The sequence below is a fragment of the Enterobacter sp. K16B genome (assembly GCF_020216105.1).
Lineage (GTDB): Bacteria > Pseudomonadota > Gammaproteobacteria > Enterobacterales > Enterobacteriaceae > Enterobacter > Enterobacter sichuanensis.
In genome coordinates, this window is sequence record NZ_JAIWJZ010000040.1 from 13,582 (window position 1) to 38,469 (window position 24,888).

The following is a 24,888-nucleotide window of genomic DNA, read 5'->3' on the forward strand; positions in this document are numbered from 1 at the left end:
GCGTCAGGTAACTGGTTTGATATCATTGTGTTAAATAACAGCTATCAGAAAGACAGTCATGAAACAAAGGCTTCCGCTTTTAGCCACAGCAATGTTCCGGTTTTTGTGCGAACGCTTTTTTTTCATTTCCCTCTCGACAGCATGAATTTTTTCAGGTTATTTTCTAAACACGCCACATCAGTGGCAGCGTCGCTCGGACGGTCCGGGCGCTAACGTTAATCTGAGGAATCTATGGCTGAATTCAGTCCTGAACGCCGTTTTACGCGTATCGATCGTCTCCCCCCTTATGTTTTCAATATCACCGCTGAACTGAAGATGGCTGCACGTCGGCGCGGCGAAGATATTATCGATTTCAGTATGGGTAACCCTGACGGCCCAACGCCAGCGCACATTGTAGAGAAACTCTGCACGGTAGCGCAGCGTCCGGATACTCATGGGTACTCCACGTCTCGCGGTATTCCTCGGTTACGTCGCGCGATCTCGCGCTGGTATCAGGATCGCTATCAGGTTGATATCGATCCTGAAAGTGAAGCCATTGTGACCATCGGCTCGAAAGAGGGGCTGGCACACCTGATGCTGGCTACCCTGGATCATGGCGATACGGTGCTGGTACCGAATCCCAGCTACCCAATCCACATCTACGGCGCGGTGATTGCCGGGGCGCAGGTCCGTTCGGTGCCGCTGGTGGAAGGTGTCGATTTCTTTAACGAACTGGAACGTGCGATTCGCGAAAGCTATCCGAAACCCAAGATGATGATCCTTGGTTTCCCGTCGAACCCAACGGCTCAGTGCGTGGAGCTCGATTTCTTCGAGAAAGTGGTTGCGCTGGCGAAGCGTTATGACGTGCTGGTGGTGCACGATTTAGCCTATGCTGACATCGTCTATGATGGCTGGAAAGCGCCATCCATTATGCAGGTCCCGGGCGCGCGTGACGTGGCGGTAGAGTTCTTCACCCTGTCGAAAAGCTACAACATGGCGGGCTGGCGTATTGGCTTTATGGTGGGTAACAAAACGCTGGTGAGTGCACTGGCGCGTATTAAGAGTTACCACGACTACGGCACCTTCACGCCGTTACAGGTTGCGGCTATCGCTGCCCTGGAGGGCGATCAGCAATGTGTTCATGATATTGCGGCCCAGTATAAGCGCCGTCGCGACGTGCTGGTCAAAGGGTTACATGAAGCGGGCTGGATGGTAGAAATGCCGAAAGCGTCCATGTACGTCTGGGCTAAAATTCCGGAGCCGTATGCGGCGATGGGGTCGCTGGAGTTTGCCAAAAAACTGCTCCAGGATGCAAAGGTCTGTGTGTCACCGGGCATTGGCTTTGGTGATTATGGCGATACCCATGTGCGATTTGCCCTGATTGAAAACAGCGACCGTATTCGTCAGGCGGTAAGGGGCATCAAGAGTATGTTCCGCGCCGACGGTCTACTCACCTCAAAGAGCGTTGCTGAAACCCCCGCGTCGTCATGACATAAAAAAACAGGAGCCAATGGCTCCTGTTTTTTTGACAGCATGTTCTTCACTAGATCATCAGGGCGAAGGTTCCGGCCCAGACTAAAACAATCACCGAAATGCCCATAAAGAAATATTTCACGTTTCATCGCTCCGCGTATCTTGTGGTACGCATTTAAAAACAGAGTCCACCTGATTATAGAGAACTGAAATCCGGTCAAAACGGAAATGAGAATTTTCCCGTTACGCCGCCAACTCCAGTTCAGAATTCTGTGCTTTCCTGATGCCAGACGGCGCTAATGTACGCCTAAAAATGGGGGGTGGCAAGAGGGATTTTTTTAAATAAATTCCGATAGTTACGAGTGTCGTGGAACGGCGACAGTTTGATTTCGCCGCGCAATAAAATCACTTTGAGCGACGCAATGAACGCGGGGCGTGCGGTGTGATGACAGGTGTTTGAAAAGGTTAGTTTCTTAGCGAAACTAACCTTTATAAAGCAATCAAATATAGAGCGAGGCTTCGCCAAGAGGACGCGTTTTGAATCGACGGTGCATCCAGAGATACTGCTCTGGCGCACGCATGATTTCAGTTTCAATGACTTTATTGATAAACGCCGCGGCTTCGCACTCGTTTTGTGGATAGTTAGCCATTTCAGGAGAGATGTGCAGACGGTAGCCTGAATTATCCGCTTTTCTCACCATGGTCACGGTCAGCATGGAGGCACCCGACAGACGCGAAATCACAAAGGTGCCGTTGGTCGTCGCAACGTCTTTAACCGCAAAGAACGGTGCGAAGCTGCTGCCCTTGCGTCCATAATCCTGATCGGGGGCGAACCAGACGGCCTCACCTTTCTTCAGCGCTCCGACCATACCGCGCAGGTTGTTACGGCTGATCATCGCCTTATTGGAACGCATGCGGCCACGCGTCTGCACCCACTCCATCAGCGGACTGTTGTGAGGACGATAAGTGGCCATCATGGGCTGACAAAGTCCCATCACGCGGCCACCCAGCTCCAGCGACATAAAATGAACGCCAACAACCATTACGCCGCGTTTTTGCATCTGCGCGTGTTTAAGGTTATCCAGCCCTTCTACGTCAAACCATTTACGGACACGTTCATCCGGCCAGAACCAGGCCATACCGGTTTCAAGCAGCGCCATGCCGATAGACTTGAAGTTTTCAGCGATGAGCTTCTCGCGTTCCTCGGCATTGTATTGTGGAAAGCAAAGCTCAATATTTTTACGCGCGATGGATTCGCGACGTTTCAGGAAATAGCGGGATGCGCTGCCCAGCTTCGACCCCAGCAAACGCAGAACGGGGTAGGGAAGCTGAACCAGCAGCCAGAGAACGCCAAGACCAAACCAGGTAAACCAGTAACGCGGGTGTAAGAACGCACGTTGAAATTTGGATTGAGACAAAATAGTGAAACCTATATGAAGCCTGTAAAGGTAGCGCAGAGTTTGCGATACGACGTGCCGATAAGACCGTTCTTCAAGGTGATGGTTGCAGGCTTTACCGAACTTTACGGCGTTACCTGGCCACTGCTGATTTGGGTGGGCGGCGTAATGTAGCACCGTTATACGATATGTGCTATTACTCGTTTTTGATTAAAAAAGCGGCAGTGTGAAAGGTGCTTGATTTTGCAGTTTTTATCGTTCTCAACATTGTCTTGCGTCAGCTCTGGAGCGTAACAATGGAGGCTGGTAAAGTCTGTTTTAGGACGACAACGTAACTGACAGGAATAACCGGGTGACTGAGCGGATCGATTATCAGATTGAAAAGTACAGTTTTACGGAAGTAAATGAATCCCCTCGCCTTACAGAGCAGTGGAGGGATGTTTTGCGCGAGTGCAGGGAGAGTAAAGCCGGGGCAGAGGAGCGCTTGCGTATTGCTTTGCTCAATGTCGATTACGTGACCAGCTTTGAGCTGCCATTCCGCTTGCTGCTTGTTCGCACGCCCCAGTTAATTGCTGGACTGCGTCATGAGCTCCAGCTCAGCCAGAAAAATGTCCTGTTTAATGGAAAACGCTTCGGCTGTGTCTGGAGCGTGAAAACCGATCTGAGCGACGTTCCGGAAAGTTTTCAGTACCGTCTGTCTACCCGTATCCGGCGACTGGGGTCGGCCCGGCAGACCGCGGAACCTTTTTTACTTATTGCGAAAGAGATTAAGTCTCCCGTCGAACGTCTGAAGCGGGCGCTGTTGAGCGGGCTGGACGTGACCGCCCTGGATGCGCTTTTCTGGTTTGGCATCCAGAGGATTGCCGCCGAGGTGTCGCGTCTGAGAAAGTCGGGGATGAGGATTGCAACGGCTGAAACAGAGGTATTTGACAATCTGACCGGAACGACACGGCGCGTGCCGGTTTATCGTTGTGCGGAAAAGATGGCGTCCCCTGCAGGAATCGAACCTGCAACTAGCCCTTAGGAGGGGCTCGTTATATCCATTTAACTAAGGGGACGAGGCGGCACGAGTATAGCGTTATTTACACTTTGCGTTAAGCGCATCGCCGCCTGACTGCTCAAAGAGTCACCATTCAGGTCAATTTTTTTGTCGATTTATCATCATTTTCCCGCGCCTTACGCTCAGCTTTGCGTTTGTTAGACATGTCGTTACGGATTTGAGCATGGCTTAACAGTGCGAAGATAAACGTCCCGCCGCAGATATTTCCCGCCAGCGTCGGCAGGGCGAACGGCCAGAAAAAATCGCTCCAGTGCAGCGTACCGTTAAAGACCAGATAGAGGATCTCCACGGTACCGACCACAATGTGCGTGGTGTCGGCCAGCGCGATCAGCCAGGTCATCAGGATGATCACCACAATTTTTGCGCTACCGGCAGAAGGAAACATCCAGACCATCGTGGCGATAATCCAGCCGGAGATGATGGCGTTAGAGAACATTTCGACGGGCGTGTTTTTCATCACGTCCATGCCGATTTTCACAAATGCGTCCCGGGTGGGTTCATCAAAAATGGGCATATATTCAAACGCCCAGGCCGCGATGCCGGTACCGATGATGTTGCCCAGCAGCACCACGCTCCACAGACGCATTAACAGACCGAAATTGCCGAGGGTAGGGTTTTGCATCACCGGCAGAACGGCGGTGACAGTGTTTTCGGTAAACAGCTGCTGGCGAGCCATAATGACGATAATAAAACCAAAGGTATAGCCGAGGTTCTCCAGTAAAAAGCCTCCGGGCACACCTTCCAGCTGAACATGAAATATCCCTTTTGCGAGCAGGGACGCCCCCATTGACAGACCCGCAGCGATAGCCGACCAGAAGAGGGCCATAGCATCGCGCTCCATCTCTTTTTCGCCATCCTGGCGTATATGTTCGTGGATGGCCATCGCGCGGGAAGGGAGGCGATCCTCATCAATTTCTATCTTCTCGCCGCGCGCTTTCTCCTCGCTTTCAATTTCAATCTCCTCATTACTCTCGCCAATTTTTTCTTCACCCACTTCTTTCATATCTGCTCCCGGAGGTTGATCTTTCTTTAAAGCGTAGCGGCTTTTATCCGGATGCCTGTGGGGATGGTCTTAAATTGGTGGCAATGACAACAAAGGTGATACATCTCTTTCAAAGACATTATAAAATTGCCAGCGAAACGAATTCCAAAAGCTAGGCTATGCTGAGATCAGAGTCACGGTGGTTACTGCCCGTAATTGTGCTCATAGACATCGGTAAACGTGCTGTTACAATCGCTTGCACGTTTACAGACGGAGCGTCAACGGCTCCGTTACGGATGGCAATCAATGATAGCCATACTGAACAGGGAGATATTTATGAAACTTCGGCTGTCGGCGCTTGCGCTGGGCGCGACGATGCTTGTGGGCTGCGCCAGCTCCGGGGAGCAAACGGGACGCTCCGATCCTCTCGAAGGATTTAACCGTTCAATGTATAACTTCAACTACAACGTGCTGGACCCGTATGTGGTTCGTCCGGTAGCTGTAGCATGGCGTGATTATGTTCCACAACCTGCGCGTAATGGGTTAAGTAACTTTACCAGCAACCTCGAAGAACCTGCGGTCATGGTGAACTACTTCCTGCAGGGTGACCCGTATCAGGGGATGGTCCACTTTACCCGCTTCTTCCTGAACTCCATATTGGGGATGGGGGGCTTTATCGATGTTGCCGGCATGGCTAACCCGAAACTGCAGCGTGAACAGCCGCACCGTTTCGGCAGCACGCTGGGACATTATGGCGTCGGGTATGGTCCCTACGTGCAATTACCGTTCTACGGCAGCTTTACTCTCCGTGATGATGGCGGCGATATGGTGGATACGCTGTATCCGGTCCTGTCGTGGCTGACCTGGCCGCTGTCGGTGGGTAAATGGACGGTGGAAGGGATTGAAACCCGCGCACAACTGCTCGACTCCGACGGTCTGCTGCGTCAGTCTTCTGACCCGTACATCATGGTGCGTGAAGCGTACTTCCAGAATCATGACTTTATTGCAAACGGCGGTAAGCTGAAACCGGAAGAGAATCCAAACGCGAAGGCGATCGAGAACGAACTAAAAGATATCGATTCGGAGTAAATAAAAAAGGTGAGCGATGCTCACCTTTTTCAATTCCTGCGCGATTAGAACGCGTAGTTGAAGTTCATACCATACAGCCAGGCTTTACCTTCGGAAGAGAACTCATACGGACCTTCTTTGAAGGAAACTTTTTGACCGTGCATATAAGAGATACCGGCGTCAATTGAGGCATCCTTATTGAAGGCATAGGTCGCACCTGCGCTCAGCCAGAAACGGTCCTGATCCGGAATAGAGATGGAGCGTTTGTCGGCAGGAACCGGGCTGTCATCGAAGGCAATACCGGTACGGAACGTCCAGTTATCATCCATATAGTAGGTGGTCCCCAGCGCGATGCGGTAAGCGTCGCGGAAGCTTTCATCTTTATAGAAGAGCGTGTCGCCCTTGCTGTTGGTCGCCTTCAGCTCCTGGAACTGGCTCCAGCTGGTGTAGGTCAGGCTATAGTGGATCGCCCACTGCGGTGCCACGCGGTTATAACCGGACAGCTCCCACATTTCCGGCAGGTGCAGGCTCAGAGAACCACCCGTGGTACTGCCGTTGGTACCCAACGGCAGGCCGAAGTTGCCGAGAATCTGGTTATAGGCGGAAGGCAGGCTGCTCTTGTAATCGCCATCAAAGTCGATTTTTACTTCGGAACGGTAGGTAAATCCGTAACGGTTGTTCTTATCGAGTTCGTACAGGATACCGGCGTTCCAGCCGAAGCCCCATTCGTCACCCTTCAGATAAGCAATCTGGGTGTCTGCCGGAATGCCCGCCACTTGCTGCGCCAGTGGTGGCGGCAGTGCGCCTGAACCCGCGACGATTTTGCCCAGATCACCCGCATAGCGCTCGATTTTCGCTTTGGCGTACACCGCATCAAAGCCCACGCCGAAGCTCCAGTGGCTGTCCAGACGGTAAGCGCCACTCAGGTTCAGGTTCAGGGTTTCAAGGTCAGTTTTACCACCGTAGGCACCTGCTGCGTAGTTATCACCAAACTCGGTCGCCAAACCGTAGTTAGAGGTCACGGAGGCACCCCAGCCAAACTGGTCATTTATAGGCGCCACGAAATGCAGGTTTGGCACCCACGCCGTTGGCGCGATGTTATCTGAATTCAGGCTGGCACCGGTAGGAGAACGGCCTGTAATATCAACGCCCGGGTCAACGAAAATCGCCCCGGCGGAGAAGGTTGGACGATCAAACATCATGATCAATGCGGGGTTACGACTCGCGTTGCCCGCATCATCAGCAATAGCACCTTCCCCTGAATACGCGCGGCCAAGGCCAGAGGAAGAAAATTCGTTTAACTGAAAGCCCGCTGACCAGGCGGAAGTAGAGACGATTGCCACTGCGACTGCCAGCGCAGTTTTGTTGAACAGGGTTTTCTGGCTCATGACCATAACCTCATTGAGTTATTTTTATTCAATAATTGTTACATACCGTAACAGGAGCGCGAAGTGTAGGGTCTGAGGTATGACAGACAAATCAGACCAGTGGCGTGAGTATAGGTCCGACCAGCATGAATGTTGCAAGTTTGTTTATTAATATTTTCAAACATGTTTCACGAAACGAGATCTGGTTGGCAAAATTGTGACCATCACAACTCACCCAAAAGGGTGGTTTTTGTTTTAGATCATTTTTTAGTGTGATATTGGTCACTTATCCGCTTTTACGCCATTAACGGCTGGAGAGCGCCCGCGCCGGGGCGTAAAATATCAGCATCGTGTTTATCTCGCGCGCTGCGCGAATACAGAGGAAATTGAGCTATGAGTAAATGCAGTGCTGATGAAACCCCGGTTTGCTGCTGTATGGATGTTGGCACCATCATGGACAACTCCGATTGCACCGCCTCTTACAGCCGTGTATTCACCAACCGTGCCGAAGCGGAAGAGACTCTGGCCGCGCTGAGCAAGCGTGCCCGTGACGTCGAATCCGATCCGTGCGAAATCAAGTCGACCTTCACTGAAGTAGACGGCGGCGTGAAGCTGGATATCGATTTTGTCTTCGCCTGCGAAGCCGAAACGCTGATTTTCCAGTTAGGCCTGCGTTAATTTCTTTTTGCCCGGCGGCGCTTCGCTTGCACGGGCCTCGATTTTGTAGGCCGGGTAAGGCAACGCCACCATCCGGCAACACATTGCACAAATGCCCCTGCCATGCAGGGGCATTTTTCTTTTTTTTCTCTGTGTCTTAGCTCGCACTTTTTCGTTTCCCCGATTGGCTGAATGTAAAAAAATGGTTAAGACTATTATCAGGTCAGACCACTTAACGTTTGCGAAAATTTTTTACAGGGGAGTGTTATGAGTCAGGCATTACCGCTTATTACCCGTCAGGGCGACCGTATTGCCATCGTCAGTGGGTTGCGCACGCCATTTGCTCGTCAGGCTACGGCGTTTCACGGCATACCGGCTGTTGACCTGGGGAAAATGGTAGTGGGGGAGATGCTGGCTCGCAGCGAAATTCCGCCTGAGGTCATCGAACAACTGGTTTTCGGCCAGGTGGTGCAGATGCCGGAAGCCCCCAATATTGCACGAGAAATTGTTCTCGGGACCGGGATGAACGTTCATACCGATGCCTACAGCGTCAGCCGCGCCTGTGCAACCAGTTTCCAGGCCGTGGCTAACGTCGCAGAAAGCCTGATGGCGGGCACTATTCGCGCCGGGATTGCAGGTGGGGCGGACTCCTCTTCGGTACTGCCGATTGGGGTCAGCAAAAAGCTGGCGCGCATCCTGGTGGATGCCAACAAAGCCCGCACGACCGGGCAGAAACTGAAACTTTTCTCGCGTTTACGCCTGCGCGATCTCCTGCCTGTGCCACCTGCCGTCGCGGAATACTCCACCGGCCTGCGCATGGGCGATACCGCCGAGCAGATGGCCAAAACGTACGGCATTACCCGCGAACAGCAGGATGCCCTGGCGCATCGTTCACATCAGTTTGCGGCAAAAGCCTGGTCGGAAGGGAAACTCACCGACGAGGTCATGACCGCCTATATTCCTCCTTTCCGTGAACCGCTCGCGGAAGATAACAATATTCGCGGCACCTCGACGCTGGCGGATTACGCAAAACTGCGCCCAGCGTTTGACCGTAAACACGGTACGGTAACGGCGGCTAACAGTACGCCACTGACGGACGGCGCCGCGGCCGTGATCCTGATGACCGAATCCCGCGCGAAAGAGCTTGGGATCACGCCTCTGGGCTATTTACGCAGCTATGCTTTCACCGCCATTGATGTCTGGCAGGACATGCTGCTGGGCCCGGCATGGTCCACGCCTCTGGCGCTGGATCGCGCGGGGCTGACGCTGGCGGATTTAACCCTGATTGATATGCATGAAGCGTTTGCCGCGCAAACCCTGGCTAACGTACAGCTGCTGGCAAGCGAGCGTTTTGCGCGCGACGTGCTGGGCCGCGCGCACGCCACCGGTGAAGTGGACCAGAGTAAATTCAACGTGCTGGGGGGCTCCATTGCCTACGGTCATCCGTTTGCGGCGACCGGGGCGAGGATGATCACCCAAACACTTCATGAGTTACGCCGTCGTGGCGGCGGTTTTGGTCTCGTCACCGCCTGTGCGGCGGGCGGGCTGGGTGCAGCAATGGTTCTGGAGGCTGAATAATGGAAATGACATCTGCATTTAACCTGACGGTTCGCCTCGATAACGTCGCAGTGATAACCATCGATGTCCCTGATGAAAAGATGAATACCCTGAAGGCCGAGTTTGGCGCTCAGGTGCGCGCGATGCTAAAGCAGATCCGCGAAAACAAGGCCATTCGCGGTCTGGTATTTATCTCTGCTAAGCCGGATAACTTTATTGCCGGGGCCGACATTAACATGATCGCCCGTGCGCAAAGCGCGCTGGATGCTGAAGAGCTGGCGCGTCAGGGCCAGCAGGTAATGGCGGAAATCAACAGCCTGCCAATCCCGGTTATTGCTGCGATCCACGGGGCGTGTCTGGGCGGTGGGCTGGAGCTGGCGCTGGCCTGCCATAGCCGCATCTGTACCGACGATGCGAAAACCGTTTTAGGCCTTCCTGAAGTGCAGCTTGGCCTGCTGCCTGGCTCTGGCGGAACGCAGCGTCTGCCGCGCCTGGTGGGCGTCAGCACGGCGCTGGAGATGATCTTAACCGGTAAGCAGTTACGTGCTCGCCAGGCGCTAAAAGCCGGTCTGGTGGATGACGTCGTGCCGCACGCCATTTTGCTGGAGGCCGCCGTTGAGCTTGCGCTGAAAGGGCGTCAGGCAAAACGTCCTCTGCCGGTACGCGAGCGCGTGCTCGCCGGGCCACTGGGGAGAACGCTGCTGTTCAGGATGGTGGGCAAAAAGACCGAACAGAAAACCAAAGGCAACTATCCGGCGGCAAAGCGGATCCTGGAGGTTATTGAAACCGGGCTGTCCCAGGGAACCAGTAGCGGCTATGCCGCTGAGGCCAAAGCCTTTGGCGAACTGGCGATGACGCCACAGTCACAGGCATTGCGCAGCATCTTTTTCGCCAGCACCGACGTGAAAAAAGATCCCGGCAGCGAGGCGCAGCCCGCGCCGCTGCATGCCATTGGCGTACTGGGCGGCGGCCTTATGGGCGGCGGTATCTCTTTTGTTACCGCAAGCAAAGGCAAATTGCCTGTAAGGATCAAAGACATCTCAGCGAAAGGGATCAACCACGCGCTGCAGTACAGCTGGCAGAACCTTGATCAAAAGGTAAAACGTCGCCATATCAGAGCCAGCGAGCGTGATAAAACCCTGGCGTTGATCTCCGGCACGACGGATTACCGCGGTTTTGCCCACCGCGATGTCTTGATTGAAGCCGTGTTTGAAGACCTGGCGCTTAAGCAGCAAATGGTCGCTGACGTTGAGCAATATTGCGCGCCGCATACCATTTTTGCCTCAAATACGTCGTCTTTACCGATTGGCGATATTGCGGCAAAGGCCGGGCGTCCGGAGCAGGTGATAGGCCTGCACTTTTTCAGCCCGGTAGAAAAAATGCCGCTGGTAGAGGTGATCCCGCATGCCGCAACCAGCCCGCAAACCATCGCCACCGTCGTGAAACTGGCCAAAATGCAGGGTAAGACGCCGATCGTCGTCGCGGACAAAGCCGGTTTTTACGTCAACCGCATTCTGGCACCCTATATTAATGAAGCGATGCGGCTGCTGACGGAAGGCGAGAAAATCGAGCATGTCGACGAGGCGCTGGTGAAGTTTGGTTTCCCCGTTGGCCCAATCCAACTTTTGGATGAGGTGGGAATAGACACCGGCACTAAAATTATACCTGTGCTGGAAGCAGCCTATGGAGATCGTTTTAGCCCACCTGCAAACATTGTTTCTGCAATTTTGAAGGACGATCGCAAAGGCAGAAAAAATGAACGCGGTTTCTATCTTTACGGCGCGAAAGGGCGTAAAAGCAGAAAACAGGTCGACCCTTCGGTTTATGGGCTTATTTCGACCACCGGTCAGGGAAAATTGTCCGCCATTCAGTGTGCTGAACGCTGCGTGATGATGATGCTCAATGAAGCGGCGCGCTGCTTCGGTGAGCAGGTGATCAAGAGCGCGCGCGATGGCGACATCGGCGCGGTATTTGGCATAGGTTTCCCGCCGTTTCTTGGCGGCCCGTTCCGTTACATGGATACGCTCGGCGCGGGTGAAGTGGTTGCAATCCTGCAACGTCTGGCTTCGCAATATGGCCCCCGGTTTACACCGTGTGACGAATTATTGCAGATGGCGGAGCGGGGCCAGACATTTTGGCCCGCAAGGGAAACTGACCTCCTAAACTGAGGTCAAAGAAGGGTAAATCCTGAAGTGAATGAACCTGTTCTGGCGATTTTGTAAACAGAGATTGACTATACTTACGCCATTGAGGTAAAAAACAGCGTTTCATTCACCGAATGGATCAGGCACAATGCCCGGCCATCGGGTTTTCTACCTCTCAGCATTTATCGCGGGTAGTTAACGCCGGTGATTCTGGTTAACAAAAGCGGTGCAATATGCAAGTTTTTATCATGCGTCACGGCGACGCGGCACTCGATGCCGCCAGTGACTCAGTACGTCCTTTGACCGTCTGTGGCTGCGACGAATCTCGTCTGATGGCGACCTGGCTTAAAGGTCAAAAAGTGGACATCGAACGCGTTCTGGTGAGTCCGTTCCTGCGTGCAGAACAGACGCTGGAAGTGGTGGGGGAGTGTATGAACCTGCCAGCCAGTGTGGATGTTCTCCCTGAACTCACCCCATGTGGCGATGTCGGCCTTGTCAGCGCTTATCTTCAGGCGCTGTGCAATGAAGGTGTCGCCTCCGCGCTGGTCATTTCCCACCTGCCACTGGTTGGCTATCTGGTATCTGAACTGTGCCCGGGCGAAACCCCGCCGATGTTCACGACATCTGCCATTGCCAATGTTTCTCTCGACGAAACGGGTAAAGGTGTCTTCAACTGGCAAATGAGTCCGTGCAACCTGAAGATGGCAAAAGCCATCTGACGTGACGTGCGATAACGCGGGGGCGCAAACTCTGCCTCCCGCCGTCCTGTCAGGGTAATTCTGGCGGTTGCCACTCTTCCACTTCAATCAACACCAGTAATGCGGCATCACCGCCGTACTCTTTGGGTGCCTGATGAAATGCCATCACGTGTGGATGCTGAGCCAACCACAGCGGTGTCTGTTGCTTCAGAATATGTTTACCGTGGCCATGCATCACGCAGGCGCAAAACACATGTTCGCGGCGACAGGCTGCGATCAGTGCGCCCAACTCTTGTTTGGCCTGCATCTGCGTTAATCCGTGCAGATCGAGAAACAGCTCAGGCGAATAATCCCCACGGCGTAATTTTTTCAGCTCAAAATGGCTGACGTCTTCACGTACATACTTCACAGCCCCTTGCGTGTTGAGCAGAGGCTGAAATTCATCTGAAAAATAGTGGCTGTTATCGGCCTGCTCCTGCAACAGTCTTTTGACCGGCACCTCGGAGATTTTCTTGCGCATCGGACGGTGGACGAGGGTGTCCTGCTTGATTTGGCGCGTTCCGGTCATCAGCTGGCGGAAGAGCGCCTGATCCTCCTCGCTGAGCGATGTTTTCTTTTTCATTCGTCATTCTCATCTCGTATTTCCAATAGTGTACCCGACTAAACGCATTTTTTAACCTCAAGCGCGACGCGTCATTGCTGATTTATCGCCGTCTTCATGGCAAACTAGCCGCCGAAAATTATGCGAGCATGCCCTGGAGGAAAGAGTGGATAAAATATTTGTCGATGAAGCAGTAAACGAGCTGCATACCATACAGGACATGTTGCGCTGGTCGGTTAGCCGCTTCAGCGCTGCCAATATCTGGTACGGTCACGGTACCGATAACCCGTGGGATGAGGCCGTGCAGCTGGTACTGCCATCCCTCTACCTGCCGCTGGATATTCCGGAAGACATGCGCACCGCGCGTCTGACCTCCAGCGAAAAACACCGTATCGTTGAGCGCGTGATCCGCCGCGTGAACGAGCGTATTCCGGTCGCCTACCTGACTAACAAAGCCTGGTTCTGCGGCCACGAGTTCTATGTCGATGAACGCGTGCTGGTGCCGCGCTCGCCGATTGGCGAGCTGATCAACAACCACTTTGAAGGCCTGATCGGCCATCAGCCGCAGCACATTCTGGATATGTGTACCGGCAGCGGCTGTATTGCCATTGCCTGCGCTTACGCCTTCCCGGAAGCGGAAGTGGACGCCGTCGATATCTCCACCGACGCGCTGGCCGTGACCGAGCACAACATTGAAGAGCACGGCCTGATCCATCACGTTACGCCAATTCGCTCTGACCTGTTCCGCGACCTGCCGACGCTGCAGTACGATCTGATCGTCACCAACCCGCCGTACGTTGATGCGGAAGATATGTCCGATCTGCCGAGTGAATATCGTCACGAGCCGGAGCTGGGCCTGGCGTCAGGCTCTGACGGCCTGAAGCTGACCCGTCGCATTCTGGCCTGCGCGCCGGATTATCTCACCGACGACGGCGTTCTGATTTGTGAAGTGGGCAACAGCATGGTACATCTGATAGAGCAGTATCCGGATGTGCCGTTCACCTGGCTTGAGTTCGACAACGGCGGTGACGGCGTCTTTATGCTGACCAAAGCGCAACTGCTCGACGCGCGCGAACACTTCAGCATCTATAAAGATTAATCCAGCGGGCTTCGGCCCGTTTCACAACGCTCAAACACAAACAACAACATCGGAGCCGTGATGGCAGGAAACAGTATTGGACAGGTATTCCGGGTGACCACGTTTGGTGAGTCGCACGGGCTGGCACTGGGCTGTATCGTTGATGGCGTGCCGCCAGGTATAGAACTGACCGAAGCAGATTTACAGCACGACCTTGACCGTCGTCGTCCGGGCACCTCTCGCTACACCACGCAGCGTCGCGAGCCGGACCAGGTCAAAATTCTCTCCGGCGTTTTTGAAGGCCGCACCACCGGCACCAGCATTGGTCTGCTGATCGAAAACACCGATCAGCGTTCCCAGGACTACGGCGCCATCAAAGACGTCTTCCGTCCGGGCCACGCTGATTACACCTACGAACAAAAATACGGCTTTCGCGACTATCGCGGCGGCGGACGCTCATCGGCACGCGAAACCGCGATGCGCGTGGCGGCAGGGGCCATTGCCAAGAAATACCTGCAGCAGAAATTCGGCATCGTTATTCGCGGCTGTCTGACCCAGATGGGCGACATTCCGCTGGCGATCAAAGACTGGGATCAGGTCGAGCAAAACCCGTTCTTCTGTGCTGACGCCGACAAGCTTGAAGCGCTGGATGAACTTATGCGCGGCCTGAAGAAAGAGGGCGACTCCATTGGCGCGAAAGTGACCGTGGTGGCCGATGGCGTCCCGGCGGGCTGGGGCGAGCCGGTATTTGACCGCCTCGACGCCGACATCGCTCACGCGCTGATGAGCATCAACGCGGTGAAGGGCGTTGAGATTGGCGACGGTTTTGACGTGGTCTCCCTGCGCGGCAGCCAGAACCGCGATGAAATTACTGCACAGGGCTTCCAGAGCAACCACGCGGGCGGCATTCTGGGCGGGATCAGCAGCGGGCAGCAGATTATTGCCAATATCGCGCTGAAGCCAACCTCCAGCATTACCGTGCCGGGCCACACGATTAACCGCGATGGCGAAGAAGTTGAGATGATCACCAAAGGACGTCACGATCCGTGCGTGGGGATCCGCGCGGTACCGATCGCAGAAGCGATGCTGGCGATCGTGCTGATGGATCACTTCCTGCGCCAGCGCGCGCAGAACGCGGATGTGACGACCACCATTCCACGCTGGTAAACATGAAAAAAACCGCAATTGCTCTGCTGGCGTTGCTGGCCAGTGGAGCCAGTCTGGCCGCGACGCCATGGCAAAAAATCACCCACCCGGTGGCGGGGAGCGCCCAGTCTATTGGCGCTTTTTCGAACGGATGTATCGTCGGTGCACAGGAGTTGCCTCTGCAGTCCGATACCTACCAGGTGATGCGTACCGATCAGCGACGCTATTTCGGCCATCCGGACCTGGTGCTGTTCATCCAGCGTCTGGGAAATCAGGTGCATAACCTGGGGCTGGGCACGATGCTGATTGGCGATATGGGGATGCCTGCCGGCGGTCGTTTTAACGGTGGACACGCCAGTCACCAGACCGGACTGGATGTCGATATCTTCCTGCAGCTGCCGAAAGCGCGCTGGAGTTCAGCCCAGTTGCTGAAACCGCAGGCGCTGGATCTGGTGTCGAGCGACGGTAAGCGCGTTGTACCCTCACTGTGGACGCCGGATATCTTCAGCCTGATTAAGCTGGCGGCAAAAGATAACGACATTACGCGGATCTTTGTCAACCCGGCTATTAAGCAACAGCTGTGCCTCGATGAGGGAACCGATCGCGACTGGTTGCGCAAAGTGCGCCCGTGGTTCCAGCATCGCGCGCACATGCACGTTCGTCTGCGTTGCCCGGCAAACAGCCTGGAATGTGAAGATCAGCCGTTGCCTCCGCCAGGCGATGGCTGTGGTGCGGAACTGCAAAGCTGGTTTGAACCGGCAAAACCTGGAACCTCTAAGCCTGAGAAGAAGACACCGCCTCCGTTGCCGCCTTCCTGCCAGGCGCTACTGGATGAGCATGTACTTTAATGGATAATTTCGTCGATCTGTTTATGGTGTCACCGCTGCTGCTGGTGGTGCTGTTCTTTGTGGCTATGCTGGCCGGTTTCATTGATGCCCTTGCGGGCGGGGGCGGGTTGTTAACCGTACCCGCGCTGCTGGCGGCGGGCATGAGTCCGGCGCAGGCGCTGGCGACCAACAAGCTCCAGGCCTGTGGCGGCTCGCTTTCCGCGTCGCTCTATTTTATTCGCCGCAAGGTCGTCAATCTTGCCGACCAGAAGCTCAATATTCTGATGACCTTTATCGGCTCGACGTCGGGCGCGCTGCTGGTTCAGCACGTGCAGTCCGATATTCTGCGCCAGATCCTGCCGATTCTGGTCATCTGCATTGGCCTTTATTTCTTGTTGATGCCAAAGCTCGGGGAAGAAGATCGTCAGCGTCGTCTGCACGGTTTGCCCTTTGCCCTGATTGCCGGTGGCTGCGTGGGGTTCTACGACGGTTTCTTTGGCCCGGGCGCAGGCTCGTTTTACGCGCTGGCGTTTGTGACGCTGGCCGGGTTTAACCTCGCCAAATCTACCGCCCATGCCAAAGTGCTCAACGCCACCTCGAACGTCGGCGGCCTGCTGCTGTTTATCATTGGCGGCAAGGTCATCTGGGCAACCGGCTTTGTGATGATGGCAGGGCAGTTCCTCGGGGCGCGTGCAGGCTCGCGTCTGGTGTTAAGCAAAGGACAAAAACTGATTCGCCCGATGATCGTTATCGTCTCGGCGGTAATGAGCGCCAAACTGCTTTATGACAGCCATGGACAGGAGATCCTCACCTGGTTGGGGATGAACTAATGAACAGTACGCATAAATACGAACAGTTGATTGAGATTTTTGATGGCTGTTTTGCTGAAGATTTTAATACCCGTCTGATTAAAGGCGACGACGAACCGATCTATCTTCCTGCTGATGCCGAGGTTCCGTATCACCGTATCGTGTTCGCGCACGGCTTCTACGCCAGCGGTCTGCACGAGATTTCGCACTGGTGCATCGCAGGGAAAGCGCGTCGCGAACTGGTGGATTTCGGTTACTGGTACTGCCCGGACGGACGTGACGCCGCTACGCAGGGGCAGTTTGAAGATGTGGAAGTGAAACCGCAGGCGCTGGAGTGGCTGTTCTGCGTGGCGGCGGGTTTCCCGTTCAACGTCAGCTGCGACAACCTTGAAGGCGACTTCGAGCCGGACCGTATTGTTTTCCAGCGCCGCGTACACGCGCAGGTGATGACATATCTTGAGAACGGCATTCCGGAACGTCCGGCACGCTTAATCAAGGCGTTACAGAATTATTACCACACGCCGGAGATCACGGCGGAATGCTTCCCTTGGCCGGAAGATCTTTAACAGAGGAAAGAAGATGATCGCAGAATTTGAATCACGCATTCTGGCGTTAATTGATGACATGGTGGAACACGCCAGCGATGATGAGCTGTTCGCCAGCGGTTATCTGCGTGGTCACCTGACGCTGGCTATTGCTGAGCTGGAGGCCGGGGACGATCACTCTGCCGAGGCCGTTCATGATGAAGTCACCCGTAGTCTGGAGAAAGCTATTCAGGCAGGAGAACTCTCTCCGCGCGACCAGTCTCTGGTGCTGGGCATGTGGGATAACCTGTTCCAGCAGGCTAAACGCTAAGCCGCCTTCTCTTCCCTCTCCCCTTTGGGGAGAGGGTTAGGGTGAGGGCACCAGGCCGCACTTTACTTAACCATTTTCCCCTTCAGCAGCTTCCGCACCCACAAGCGATTCGGATTCAGTCCCGCAAGCGTAACCCTGTCCAGCGGAAGCGGCTCGTCGCTCATTTGCGCGGCTAATACTTCAGCCAGCAGCGGTGCAGAACAGATCCCGCGCGAACCCAGCCCGCCCAGCATAAACAGTTCCGGGTAGACCGGTGAAGTCACTGCCGTTTCCTGATGTTCAGCCAGATCCGAATAGACCGCAAGCGTGGCGTCGTAGTCCGGCACGTTTCCCGCCATCGGCAGATGATCGCGGGTGGCACAGCGCACGCCGCAGCGCGCGTCTCCGGCACTGACGTCAACCGTTTTCGCCCACGCTGCATCCGGGAAACAGTCAACCAGGCGCTGACGGTTTTGCGCCTGATCCGCCTCACTGTAGCGCATATCCGTTTCGCCGCGATGATAGCTGGCCCCGATACAGTGGTGACCGTTAGACGGATTCTGCGGCGTCAGGTAGCCGTCATAGCACAGCACCTGGCGCAGTTTGCCCAGCTCAGGCGTCGAAGGAATATGGCTCACCTGACCGCCGACCGGATACACCGGTAACGTCGCTGTCTGGATAAACTGGCTGATGTGGTGCCCGTTGGCGAGAACGACGCTGGCATGGTGCGCCGTGTTGCCATCGGCAAAATGCAGATCCCACTGTTCTGTCCGGCTGAGTGATTCCACGTTGTGGGCATAGTGCACTGTCAGTCCGCGTGACTGCGCCAGGGCAATGACCGCGGTGGTCAGTTCTGCCGGGCACAGCCAGCCGCCGAGGGGGTACTGAATGCCGCCGCAGTGCGTCTCTACGCCAGCACTTTCTGCCACCTGCGGCGCGCTCACCGGGCGGGCAATCTCGTCAGGCAGGCCCAGCGACAGCATTTGGGTGATTTTTTGCTGGCTCTTCTCATCCCAGGCGAGCTGCGTGACGCCGCACCAGTCGTGGTCGAATGCCACCGGAAGGGCGTCATACAGGCGACGGGCGAAGGTAAACGCTGCCGGGAAAAACTGGAACAGCGCCGGGTCATGCGCGCTTAAAAGCGGATAGAGCGCGCCCTGGCGGTTGCCGGAGGCGCCGTTTGCAGGCGCGTCGTCAGCACAGTAGAGCGTGACCAGCCAGCCACGGTGGATAAGCGCGAGCGAGAGCAGGGCACTGGCAATCCCCCCGCCAATGATGGCAACCTCACGGGATGCGCTGGCACGGCGTGCAAACCAGGGCGCGCTGGCCGGGATATCCAGCGAGTGCTCCATTCTGCCGACCAGCATGTCGCGCTTGCGGCCGAAACCTTTGGTCTTCTGCATGGTAAAGCCCGCCTCCTGCAACCCGCGGCGGACAAAGCCTGCCGAGGTGAAGGTGGCGAGCGTCGCGCCAGGGCGCGCCAGTCGCGCCATCGCGTTAAACAGATGCTGGCTCCACATATCCGGGTTTTTGGCGGGAGCAAAACCGTCAAGGAACCATGCGTCCACTTTCTGATTCATCGAATCATCAAGCTTGTCGGTCAGATCGTTGATGTCGCCCAGCCAGAGGTCCAGCGTGACGCGTCCACCGTCCAGAATCAGGCGATGGCAGCCGCCGATGTGGGGCGGCCACTGCGCCTGAAGCTGCTCTGCCCAGGTTGCAAGCTCCGGCCAGCGCTGATGGGCAAGCCGCAGGTCGTGCGCGGTGAGCGGGAATTTTTCAAAACTGATGAAATGTAATCTTTGTAGCGTAGCCTCAGGATGTGCAGCGTGAAACCGATCGAACGCCTGCCAGAGGGTTAAAAAATTCAGCCCGGTACCGAACCCGCTCTCCGCCACCACAAACAGGCTCCGCGGATGGGCCGGGAAGCGGGTGCCGAGCTGGTTTCCGTCGAGGAAAACATAACGGGTTTCTTCCAGTCCGTTATCATTAGAAAAATAGACGTCATCAAAATCTCGGGAAACAGGTGTACCCTCAGCGTTGAATTCGAGGTTGGCGGGTTGTATAGCGTTTTGTTTCACGTAAGTTACTCGTCTGACAGGCAGTGGCACGATCTTAACGATGTGAGTCCATCGGTGCAAATTTCCGCAGAAAATGTCTGATCGGACTTGTTCGGCGTACAAGTGTACGCTATTGTGCGACTCGAAACTTACTATAGTGCGACTTACAGAGGTATTGAATGAAACGTGCAGTGATTACTGGCCTGGGCATTGTTTCCAGCATCGGTAATAACCAGCAGGAAGTCCTGGCATCTCTGCGTGAAGGACGCTCCGGGATCACTTTCTCTGAAGAGTTTAAAGATTCAGGTATGCGTAGCCACGTATGGGGTAACGTCAAACTGGACACCACCGGTTTGATTGACCGCAAAGTGGTTCGTTTCATGAACGATGCCTCTATTTATGCTTATCTCTCCATGCAGGAAGCGATCAAAGATTCCGGCCTGAGTGAAGAGGTTTATCAGAACAACCCGCGCGTGGGTCTGATCGCCGGCTCCGGCGGCTCCTCAAAAGCGCAGGTATTCGGTGCTGACGCAATGCGTAGCCCGCGTGGTCTGAAAGCGGTAGGTCCGTACGTGGTGACCAAAGCCATGGGTTCTGCGGTTTCCGCGTGCCTGGCGACCCCGTTCAAAATTCACGGTGTGAACTACTCCATCAGCTCCGCGTGTGCGACTTCCGCGCACTGCATCGGTAATGCGGTTGAGCAGATCCAGCTGGGTAAACAGGACATCGTATTTGCTGGCGGCGGCGAGGAGCTGGGCTGGGAAATGGCCTGTGAATTCGACGCCATGGGCGCACTGTCCACCAAATACAACGAGACGCCAGATAAAGCCTCCCGTACCTATGACGCACACCGTGACGGTTTCGTTATCGCAGGCGGCGGCGGTATGGTTGTGGTTGAAGAGCTGGAGCACGCGCTGGCACGTGGTGCGCACATCTACGCTGAGATCGTGGGCTACGGTGCCACATCTGACGGCGCCGACATGGTTGCGCCATCAGGCGAAGGCGCGGTACGTTGCATGAAGATGGCGATGCACGGCGTTGATACCCCAATCGACTACCTGAACTCCCACGGTACCTCTACGCCTGTAGGCGACGTGAAAGAGCTTGGGGCGATCCGCGAAGTGTTCGGCGACAACAGCCCGGCGATCTCCGCGACCAAAGCCATGACCGGTCACTCTCTGGGTGCGGCGGGCGTGCAGGAAGCGATCTACTCTCTGCTGATGCTGGAAAATGGCTTTATCGCTCCAAGCATCAACATTGAAGAGATGGATGAGCAGGCGGCTGGCCTGAACATCGTGACCAAACCAACGGAAGCGACACTGACCACTGTCATGTCCAACAGCTTCGGTTTTGGTGGTACTAACGCCACGCTGGTGATGCGTAAGTACAAAGCATAAGTTTTATGTTTGATTCGAAAGGGGAGCCATAAGGCTCCCTTTTTTTATGCATTGACAAGCGGCTGATTGCACAGGCAAACTTCACACCTCAACATTATCCTCACGATAATGCGTAAGCGTTTAACGTCAACCAACGCACCTTAATCCTGGTAAACAGGTAGAGGGGGCGTGGCATTTCCCCGCCTTACTCTTCATTTCGGAGTAAAGCATGACTGCAGTCACTCAAACAGAAACAACCTCTTCAGCGAATCTCTCGCTGTTCCGTATCGCTTTTGCGGTATTCCTGACCTATATGACCGTTGGCCTGCCGCTGCCGGTGATCCCGCTGTTCGTTCATCAGGAGCTCGGGTATGGCAACACCATGGTTGGCATCGCTGTAGGCATTCAGTTTTTAGCCACGGTATTAACTCGCGGCTACGCCGGGCGACTGGCGGATCAGCACGGTGCGAAACGTTCAGCGCTCCAGGGAATGTTTGCCTGCGGGCTGGCGGGCGGCGCATGGCTGCTGGCCGCGCTCCTGCCGGTAGACGCGGTGTATAAATTTGCTCTGCTGGTGCTGGGCCGTTTAATCCTCGGTTTTGGTGAAAGCCAGTTGTTGACCGGCACCCTGACCTGGGGAATGGGGCTGGTGGGGCCCGCCCGTTCCGGCAAGGTGATGTCCTGGAACGGCATGGCTATCTATGGCGCCCTGGCCGCCGGTGCGCCGCTTGGGCTGCTCATCAATAGCCAGTTTGGGTTTGCGACGCTTGCGGCCACCACCATGCTGCTGCCGCTGCTGGCCTGGGCCTTTAACGGCTCGGTGCGTAAAGTGCCCGCGCACAAAGGTGAGCGTCCTTCCCTGTGGAGCGTGGTCGGCCAAATCTGGCAGCCGGGTCTTGGCCTGGCGCTGCAGGGCGTGGGCTTTGCGGTAATTGGTACCTTCGTCTCGCTCTATTTTATGAGCCGTGGCTGGGCGATGGCCGGCTTTACGCTCACCGCGTTTGGCGGTGCGTTTGTGCTGATGCGCGTATTCTTCGGCTGGATGCCGGATCGCTTTGGCGGTGTGAAGGTGGCGGTGGCGTCGCTGTTCATTGAAACTATCGGTCTTCTGCTGTTGTGGAATGCACCCGCGGCATCCGTTGCGCTGCTTGGCGCGGCGCTGACCGGCTGCGGCTGTTCTCTGATTTTCCCGGCACTTGGTGTGGAAGTGGTGAAGCGCGTGGCCCCGCAGGTGCGGGGTACGGCGCTCGGCGGTTATGCGGCGTTTCAGGATATCTCATACGGCGTAACCGGGCCGCTGGCCGGGCTGTTAGCGACGTCGTTTGGCTATCCGTCCGTCTTCCTGGCTGGTGCGGTTTCCGCAGTGGTGGGGATTGTGGTGACGCTGGTGGCGTTTCGCAGAACGTGAGCCGTTGTTGCCGGGTGGCGGCTGCGCCTTACCCGGCCTACGGTTCGGGGCGTTGTAGGCCCGGTAAGCGTAGCGCCACCGGGCAAATCCTCAGGCAACCAGCCAGAAAATCGCCAGTGCAATCAGTAACGCAATAAACAGCAATCCCGGACGCGCAGAGAGGGTTCTGAACGTCTCCACAACCGGCGCAAACAGCGGGCTGTAGATCGGCTGAATATCTCTCACCTCCGGTACGCCACCTTCGCGCTCGGCGCGGCGAACAAAGATCTGATTGAGCACATCCTGCACCTGCGCGGTGGTCAGAACCGTTTGCGGGGTGGCCTGCCAGTTTTGCTGGGCATAGTCCCGAATCATCTTAAATTCATGCGGTTCCAGCGGCTGTTTAAGCGCAGCCTGAACGGTATGCAGGGTAGGGGCGCTCTGGGTGCTGAGCGTCTGGCGCGCCTGCAGCCATGTTACCAGATGGGTAAACTGTTTTGCGGGGATCAGCTCGCCCGCCTTCACGCCGGACAACTCCAGCATGGATTGCCAGATAAGCTTCGTCGGTTCGCCGGTGGCCGCGGCAAGCTTGGTCACCATCTGCTTAAGCGTGTTGTGCTCGGCAGGCAGCAGCGAGCGTTCGGTCGACGGACGCACCTGAGGCTGTGGAATAGAGAGCTCATTATTCTGCAGCAGCGTCAGCACCGTTTTAAGCTGCTCCGGCGTCAGCTGACCCAGAGCGGTCTGACCATACTGCTGGCGAATAAAATCACTCACCGCCTGGCGGTTATTCCCCTGGCCCAACAGCTCCGTCAGCTGCGCGACAATCTGGCGCGTGGTGTGGTTCTGCTGCGCGGTGGTAATACGCTGGTTCAGGTTTTGCTCAGCGGCAGGGAAGTGGCGCGACTGGAGCGGCGCGTCGTTTCTCATACCCAGGTCATGCTTTACCCCGGCCCAGACTTCCGCATTTTGCTGCGAAGTCAGCGCAATCAGGCGCGTGATCAGGCGCTCCAGCACGGTGCGCTGTTGCGTGGATAGCGGTTGTTCACCGGCAACGTTTTGCGTGACAGGGCCTTCACCCGGAGGGCGCGGCGGCGTACCTGAAATGGGCTGCATCGTCAAAAATCCTTAAAGTCAAAACTCAGCGTAAACCTGGCATACGTATATGCCTGGCGGCCAGATTATGGCACACTTGGCAGGTTTTCTTCCTCTCAAACAGGTACTCAGACGTGAAAATCCTCGTTGATGAAAATATGCCTTATGCCCGTGAGCTGTTTAGCCGCCTGGGTAACGTGAAGGCTGTCCCTGGTCGCCCGATCCCGGTCAACGAACTGGATGACGCAGACGCGCTGATGGTGCGCTCGGTGACCAAAGTAAATGAGGCACTGCTCGCCGGTAAAGGGATCAAGTTCGTCGGGACCGCAACGGCAGGGACCGATCATGTGGATGATAAATGGCTTGCGCAGGCCGGGATCGGTTTTTCCGCCGCGCCGGGCTGTAACGCCATTGCCGTCGTGGAATATGTTTTCTCCTCGCTGCTGATGCTGGCCGAGCGCGACGGTTTTGCGCTGAAAGACCGCACGGTGGGGATTGTCGGCGTGGGCAACGTTGGAGGACGCCTGCAAAAGCGCCTGGAAGCGTTAGGGATCCGCACGCTGCTGTGCGATCCGCCGCGCAAAGACAACGGCGAGGAGGGGGATTTCCGCTCGCTGGATGAGCTGGTTGAACAGTGCGATGTCCTGACGTTCCACACACCGCTGTTTAAAGAGGGGCCGTATAAGACTTTGCATCTGGCTGACGAGGCGCTGATCCGCCGTCTGAAGGCTGGCACTATTCTGATAAATGCCTGCCGTGGTCCGGTGGTGGATAACGCCGCGCTGCTGAAATGTCTGGAAGCGGGACAGGATCTCAGCGTGGTGCTGGACGTCTGGGAGCCAGAGCCGGAACTCAACGTTGCGCTGCTGAACAGGGTGGACGTTGCGACCGCGCATATCGCGGGTTATACGCTTGAGGGGAAAGCGCGCGGTACGACCCAGGTCTTCGAGGCCTACAGCGCCTTTATTGGCCACCCTCAGCAAGTGGCGCTGGATACCTTACTCCCCGCGCCTGAATTTGGCCGTATTACCCTGCACGGTCCGCTCGATCAGGCAACGCTGAAAAGGCTGGTGCATTTGGTGTATGATGTGCGCCGCGATGATGCGCTGCTGCGTAAAGTGGCGGGGATCCCGGGTGAGTTTGATAAGCTGCGCAAGCACTACGTTGAGCGCCGCGAGTGGTCTTCCCTGTATGTGATGTGCGATGACGCCCCGGCGGCGACGCTGCTGCACAAGCTGGGTTTTAACGCCGTTCACCCCCCGGCGCATTAATGTCTTCTTAATGCTCCCTGTC

At 55.8% G+C, this 24,888-nt stretch carries 24 protein-coding genes and 1 tRNA gene; 17 read left to right on the forward strand and 8 right to left on the reverse strand.

Features of this window, described 5'->3' with window-relative positions:
* Window positions 1-231: 231 nt before the first annotated feature.
* On the forward strand, window positions 232-1,470 hold the full coding sequence (alaC, locus tag LDK53_RS10290) for an alanine transaminase (RefSeq protein ID WP_225286867.1): 1,239 nt from the start codon (window positions 232-234) through the stop codon (window positions 1,468-1,470).
* 52 nt (window positions 1,471-1,522) lie between these two features.
* On the opposite strand, the gene ypdK is transcribed toward alaC, so the two are convergent.
* Window positions 1,523-1,594, reverse strand: a complete 72-nt coding sequence (gene ypdK, locus LDK53_RS23000; RefSeq protein ID WP_099458937.1) for a membrane protein YpdK — start codon at window positions 1,592-1,594, stop codon at window positions 1,523-1,525.
* Window positions 1,595-1,952: 358 nt separating this feature from the next.
* Entirely contained in the window at window positions 1,953-2,873 is a 921-nt protein-coding gene (gene lpxP / locus LDK53_RS10300; RefSeq protein WP_025757136.1) for a kdo(2)-lipid IV(A) palmitoleoyltransferase, read from the reverse strand.
* Window positions 2,874-2,885: 12 nt separating this feature from the next.
* Between lpxP and LDK53_RS10305 the strand changes: the two genes are divergently transcribed.
* Together LDK53_RS10305 and LDK53_RS10310 are read left to right on the forward strand one after the other, a co-directional pair.
* Window positions 2,886-3,023 carry a hypothetical protein gene (locus tag LDK53_RS10305; protein ID WP_154219997.1) on the forward strand — a complete coding sequence of 46 codons (138 nt, stop codon included), beginning with the start codon at window positions 2,886-2,888 and terminating at the stop codon, window positions 3,021-3,023.
* Between the two features lie 178 nt (window positions 3,024-3,201).
* On the forward strand, window positions 3,202-3,873 hold the full coding sequence (locus LDK53_RS10310; RefSeq protein ID WP_225286913.1) for a helix-turn-helix domain-containing protein: 672 nt from the start codon (window positions 3,202-3,204) through the stop codon (window positions 3,871-3,873).
* Here LDK53_RS10310 and LDK53_RS10315 read toward each other — a convergent pair.
* Both LDK53_RS10315 and LDK53_RS10320 read right to left on the reverse strand, forming a co-directional pair.
* Window positions 3,833-3,907, reverse strand: a tRNA-Arg gene (locus LDK53_RS10315). The genes LDK53_RS10310 and LDK53_RS10315 overlap by 41 nt on opposite strands.
* Window positions 3,908-3,982: 75 nt before the next feature.
* Window positions 3,983-4,912 carry a formate/nitrite transporter family protein gene (locus LDK53_RS10320; RefSeq protein WP_059386327.1) on the reverse strand — a complete coding sequence of 310 codons (930 nt, stop codon included), beginning with the start codon at window positions 4,910-4,912 and terminating at the stop codon, window positions 3,983-3,985.
* 315 nt (window positions 4,913-5,227) lie between these two features.
* Here LDK53_RS10320 and mlaA point away from each other — a divergent pair, with 315 nt between their 5' ends.
* Entirely contained in the window at window positions 5,228-5,980 is a 753-nt protein-coding gene (mlaA, locus tag LDK53_RS10325) for a phospholipid-binding lipoprotein MlaA (protein ID WP_025757137.1), read from the forward strand.
* 44 nt (window positions 5,981-6,024) lie between these two features.
* Here mlaA and fadL read toward each other — a convergent pair whose 3' ends face one another.
* On the reverse strand, window positions 6,025-7,347 hold the full coding sequence (fadL, locus tag LDK53_RS10330) for a long-chain fatty acid transporter FadL (RefSeq protein ID WP_032672454.1): 1,323 nt from the start codon (window positions 7,345-7,347) through the stop codon (window positions 6,025-6,027).
* Between the two features lie 372 nt (window positions 7,348-7,719).
* Between fadL and LDK53_RS10335 the strand changes: the two genes are divergently transcribed.
* The 4 genes from LDK53_RS10335 (at window position 7,720) to sixA (ending at window position 12,403) form a co-directional block, all read left to right on the forward strand.
* On the forward strand, window positions 7,720-8,004 hold the full coding sequence (locus LDK53_RS10335) for a YfcZ/YiiS family protein (RefSeq protein WP_014832805.1): 285 nt from the start codon (window positions 7,720-7,722) through the stop codon (window positions 8,002-8,004).
* A gap of 246 nt (window positions 8,005-8,250) precedes the next feature.
* Window positions 8,251-9,561, forward strand: coding sequence for an acetyl-CoA C-acyltransferase FadI (fadI, locus tag LDK53_RS10340; protein ID WP_225286878.1), 1,311 nt, complete (start codon window positions 8,251-8,253; stop codon window positions 9,559-9,561).
* The gene (gene fadJ / locus LDK53_RS10345; RefSeq protein ID WP_225286889.1) at window positions 9,561-11,708 is read left to right on the forward strand and encodes a fatty acid oxidation complex subunit alpha FadJ; all 2,148 of its coding nucleotides are present in this window, start codon (window positions 9,561-9,563) and stop codon (window positions 11,706-11,708) included. Before fadI ends, fadJ begins: the two co-directional genes overlap by 1 nt.
* A gap of 209 nt (window positions 11,709-11,917) precedes the next feature.
* A complete protein-coding gene (gene sixA / locus LDK53_RS10350; RefSeq protein ID WP_025757141.1) occupies window positions 11,918-12,403 on the forward strand; it encodes a phosphohistidine phosphatase SixA in 486 nt (161 codons plus the stop codon).
* Between the two features lie 49 nt (window positions 12,404-12,452).
* Here the strand turns inward: sixA and smrB are convergent, their stop codons facing one another.
* The gene (smrB, locus tag LDK53_RS10355) at window positions 12,453-13,004 is read right to left on the reverse strand and encodes an endonuclease SmrB (RefSeq protein ID WP_045285802.1); all 552 of its coding nucleotides are present in this window, start codon (window positions 13,002-13,004) and stop codon (window positions 12,453-12,455) included.
* Between the two features lie 145 nt (window positions 13,005-13,149).
* Here smrB and prmB point away from each other — a divergent pair, with 145 nt between their 5' ends.
* Genes prmB through LDK53_RS10385 form a run of 6 tightly spaced genes read left to right on the forward strand, consistent with a single transcriptional unit; the run spans window position 13,150 to window position 17,698 of the window.
* Window positions 13,150-14,082 (forward strand): 50S ribosomal protein L3 N(5)-glutamine methyltransferase, encoded by a 933-nt coding sequence (prmB, locus tag LDK53_RS10360; protein WP_025757143.1) that lies wholly within the window; start codon window positions 13,150-13,152, stop codon window positions 14,080-14,082.
* A 60-nt stretch (window positions 14,083-14,142) separates the two neighbouring features.
* Entirely contained in the window at window positions 14,143-15,228 is a 1,086-nt protein-coding gene (gene aroC, locus LDK53_RS10365) for a chorismate synthase (protein WP_025757144.1), read from the forward strand.
* Window positions 15,229-15,230: 2 nt separating this feature from the next.
* Window positions 15,231-16,055, forward strand: a complete 825-nt coding sequence (gene mepA, locus LDK53_RS10370; protein WP_225286900.1) for a penicillin-insensitive murein endopeptidase — start codon at window positions 15,231-15,233, stop codon at window positions 16,053-16,055.
* Window positions 16,055-16,864: a sulfite exporter TauE/SafE family protein gene (locus tag LDK53_RS10375; protein ID WP_225286903.1), complete on the forward strand. Its 810-nt coding sequence runs from the start codon at window positions 16,055-16,057 to the stop codon at window positions 16,862-16,864. Before mepA ends, LDK53_RS10375 begins: the two co-directional genes overlap by 1 nt.
* Entirely contained in the window at window positions 16,864-17,409 is a 546-nt protein-coding gene (locus tag LDK53_RS10380) for an elongation factor P hydroxylase (RefSeq protein WP_025757147.1), read from the forward strand. Before LDK53_RS10375 ends, LDK53_RS10380 begins: the two co-directional genes overlap by 1 nt.
* A 13-nt stretch (window positions 17,410-17,422) precedes the next feature.
* A complete protein-coding gene (locus LDK53_RS10385) occupies window positions 17,423-17,698 on the forward strand; it encodes a YfcL family protein (protein WP_025757148.1) in 276 nt (91 codons plus the stop codon).
* A 62-nt stretch (window positions 17,699-17,760) separates the two neighbouring features.
* On the opposite strand, the gene mnmC is transcribed toward LDK53_RS10385, so the two are convergent.
* A complete protein-coding gene (mnmC, locus tag LDK53_RS10390) occupies window positions 17,761-19,758 on the reverse strand; it encodes a bifunctional tRNA (5-methylaminomethyl-2-thiouridine)(34)-methyltransferase MnmD/FAD-dependent 5-carboxymethylaminomethyl-2-thiouridine(34) oxidoreductase MnmC (protein WP_225286905.1) in 1,998 nt (665 codons plus the stop codon).
* Window positions 19,759-19,916: 158 nt separating this feature from the next.
* Between mnmC and fabB the strand changes: the two genes are divergently transcribed.
* Window positions 19,917-21,134, forward strand: a complete 1,218-nt coding sequence (gene fabB, locus LDK53_RS10395; RefSeq protein WP_025757150.1) for a beta-ketoacyl-ACP synthase I — start codon at window positions 19,917-19,919, stop codon at window positions 21,132-21,134.
* Between the two features lie 208 nt (window positions 21,135-21,342).
* On the forward strand, window positions 21,343-22,521 hold the full coding sequence (locus tag LDK53_RS10400) for an MFS transporter (RefSeq protein ID WP_225286907.1): 1,179 nt from the start codon (window positions 21,343-21,345) through the stop codon (window positions 22,519-22,521).
* Window positions 22,522-22,611: 90 nt separating this feature from the next.
* On the opposite strand, the gene flk is transcribed toward LDK53_RS10400, so the two are convergent.
* The gene (gene flk, locus LDK53_RS10405) at window positions 22,612-23,616 is read right to left on the reverse strand and encodes a flagella biosynthesis regulator Flk (RefSeq protein ID WP_225286909.1); all 1,005 of its coding nucleotides are present in this window, start codon (window positions 23,614-23,616) and stop codon (window positions 22,612-22,614) included.
* 113 nt (window positions 23,617-23,729) lie between these two features.
* On the opposite strand from flk, the gene pdxB reads away from it, so the two are divergent.
* Window positions 23,730-24,866 carry a 4-phosphoerythronate dehydrogenase PdxB gene (gene pdxB / locus LDK53_RS10410; RefSeq protein WP_225286911.1) on the forward strand — a complete coding sequence of 379 codons (1,137 nt, stop codon included), beginning with the start codon at window positions 23,730-23,732 and terminating at the stop codon, window positions 24,864-24,866.
* Window positions 24,867-24,888: the final 22 nt, after the last annotated feature.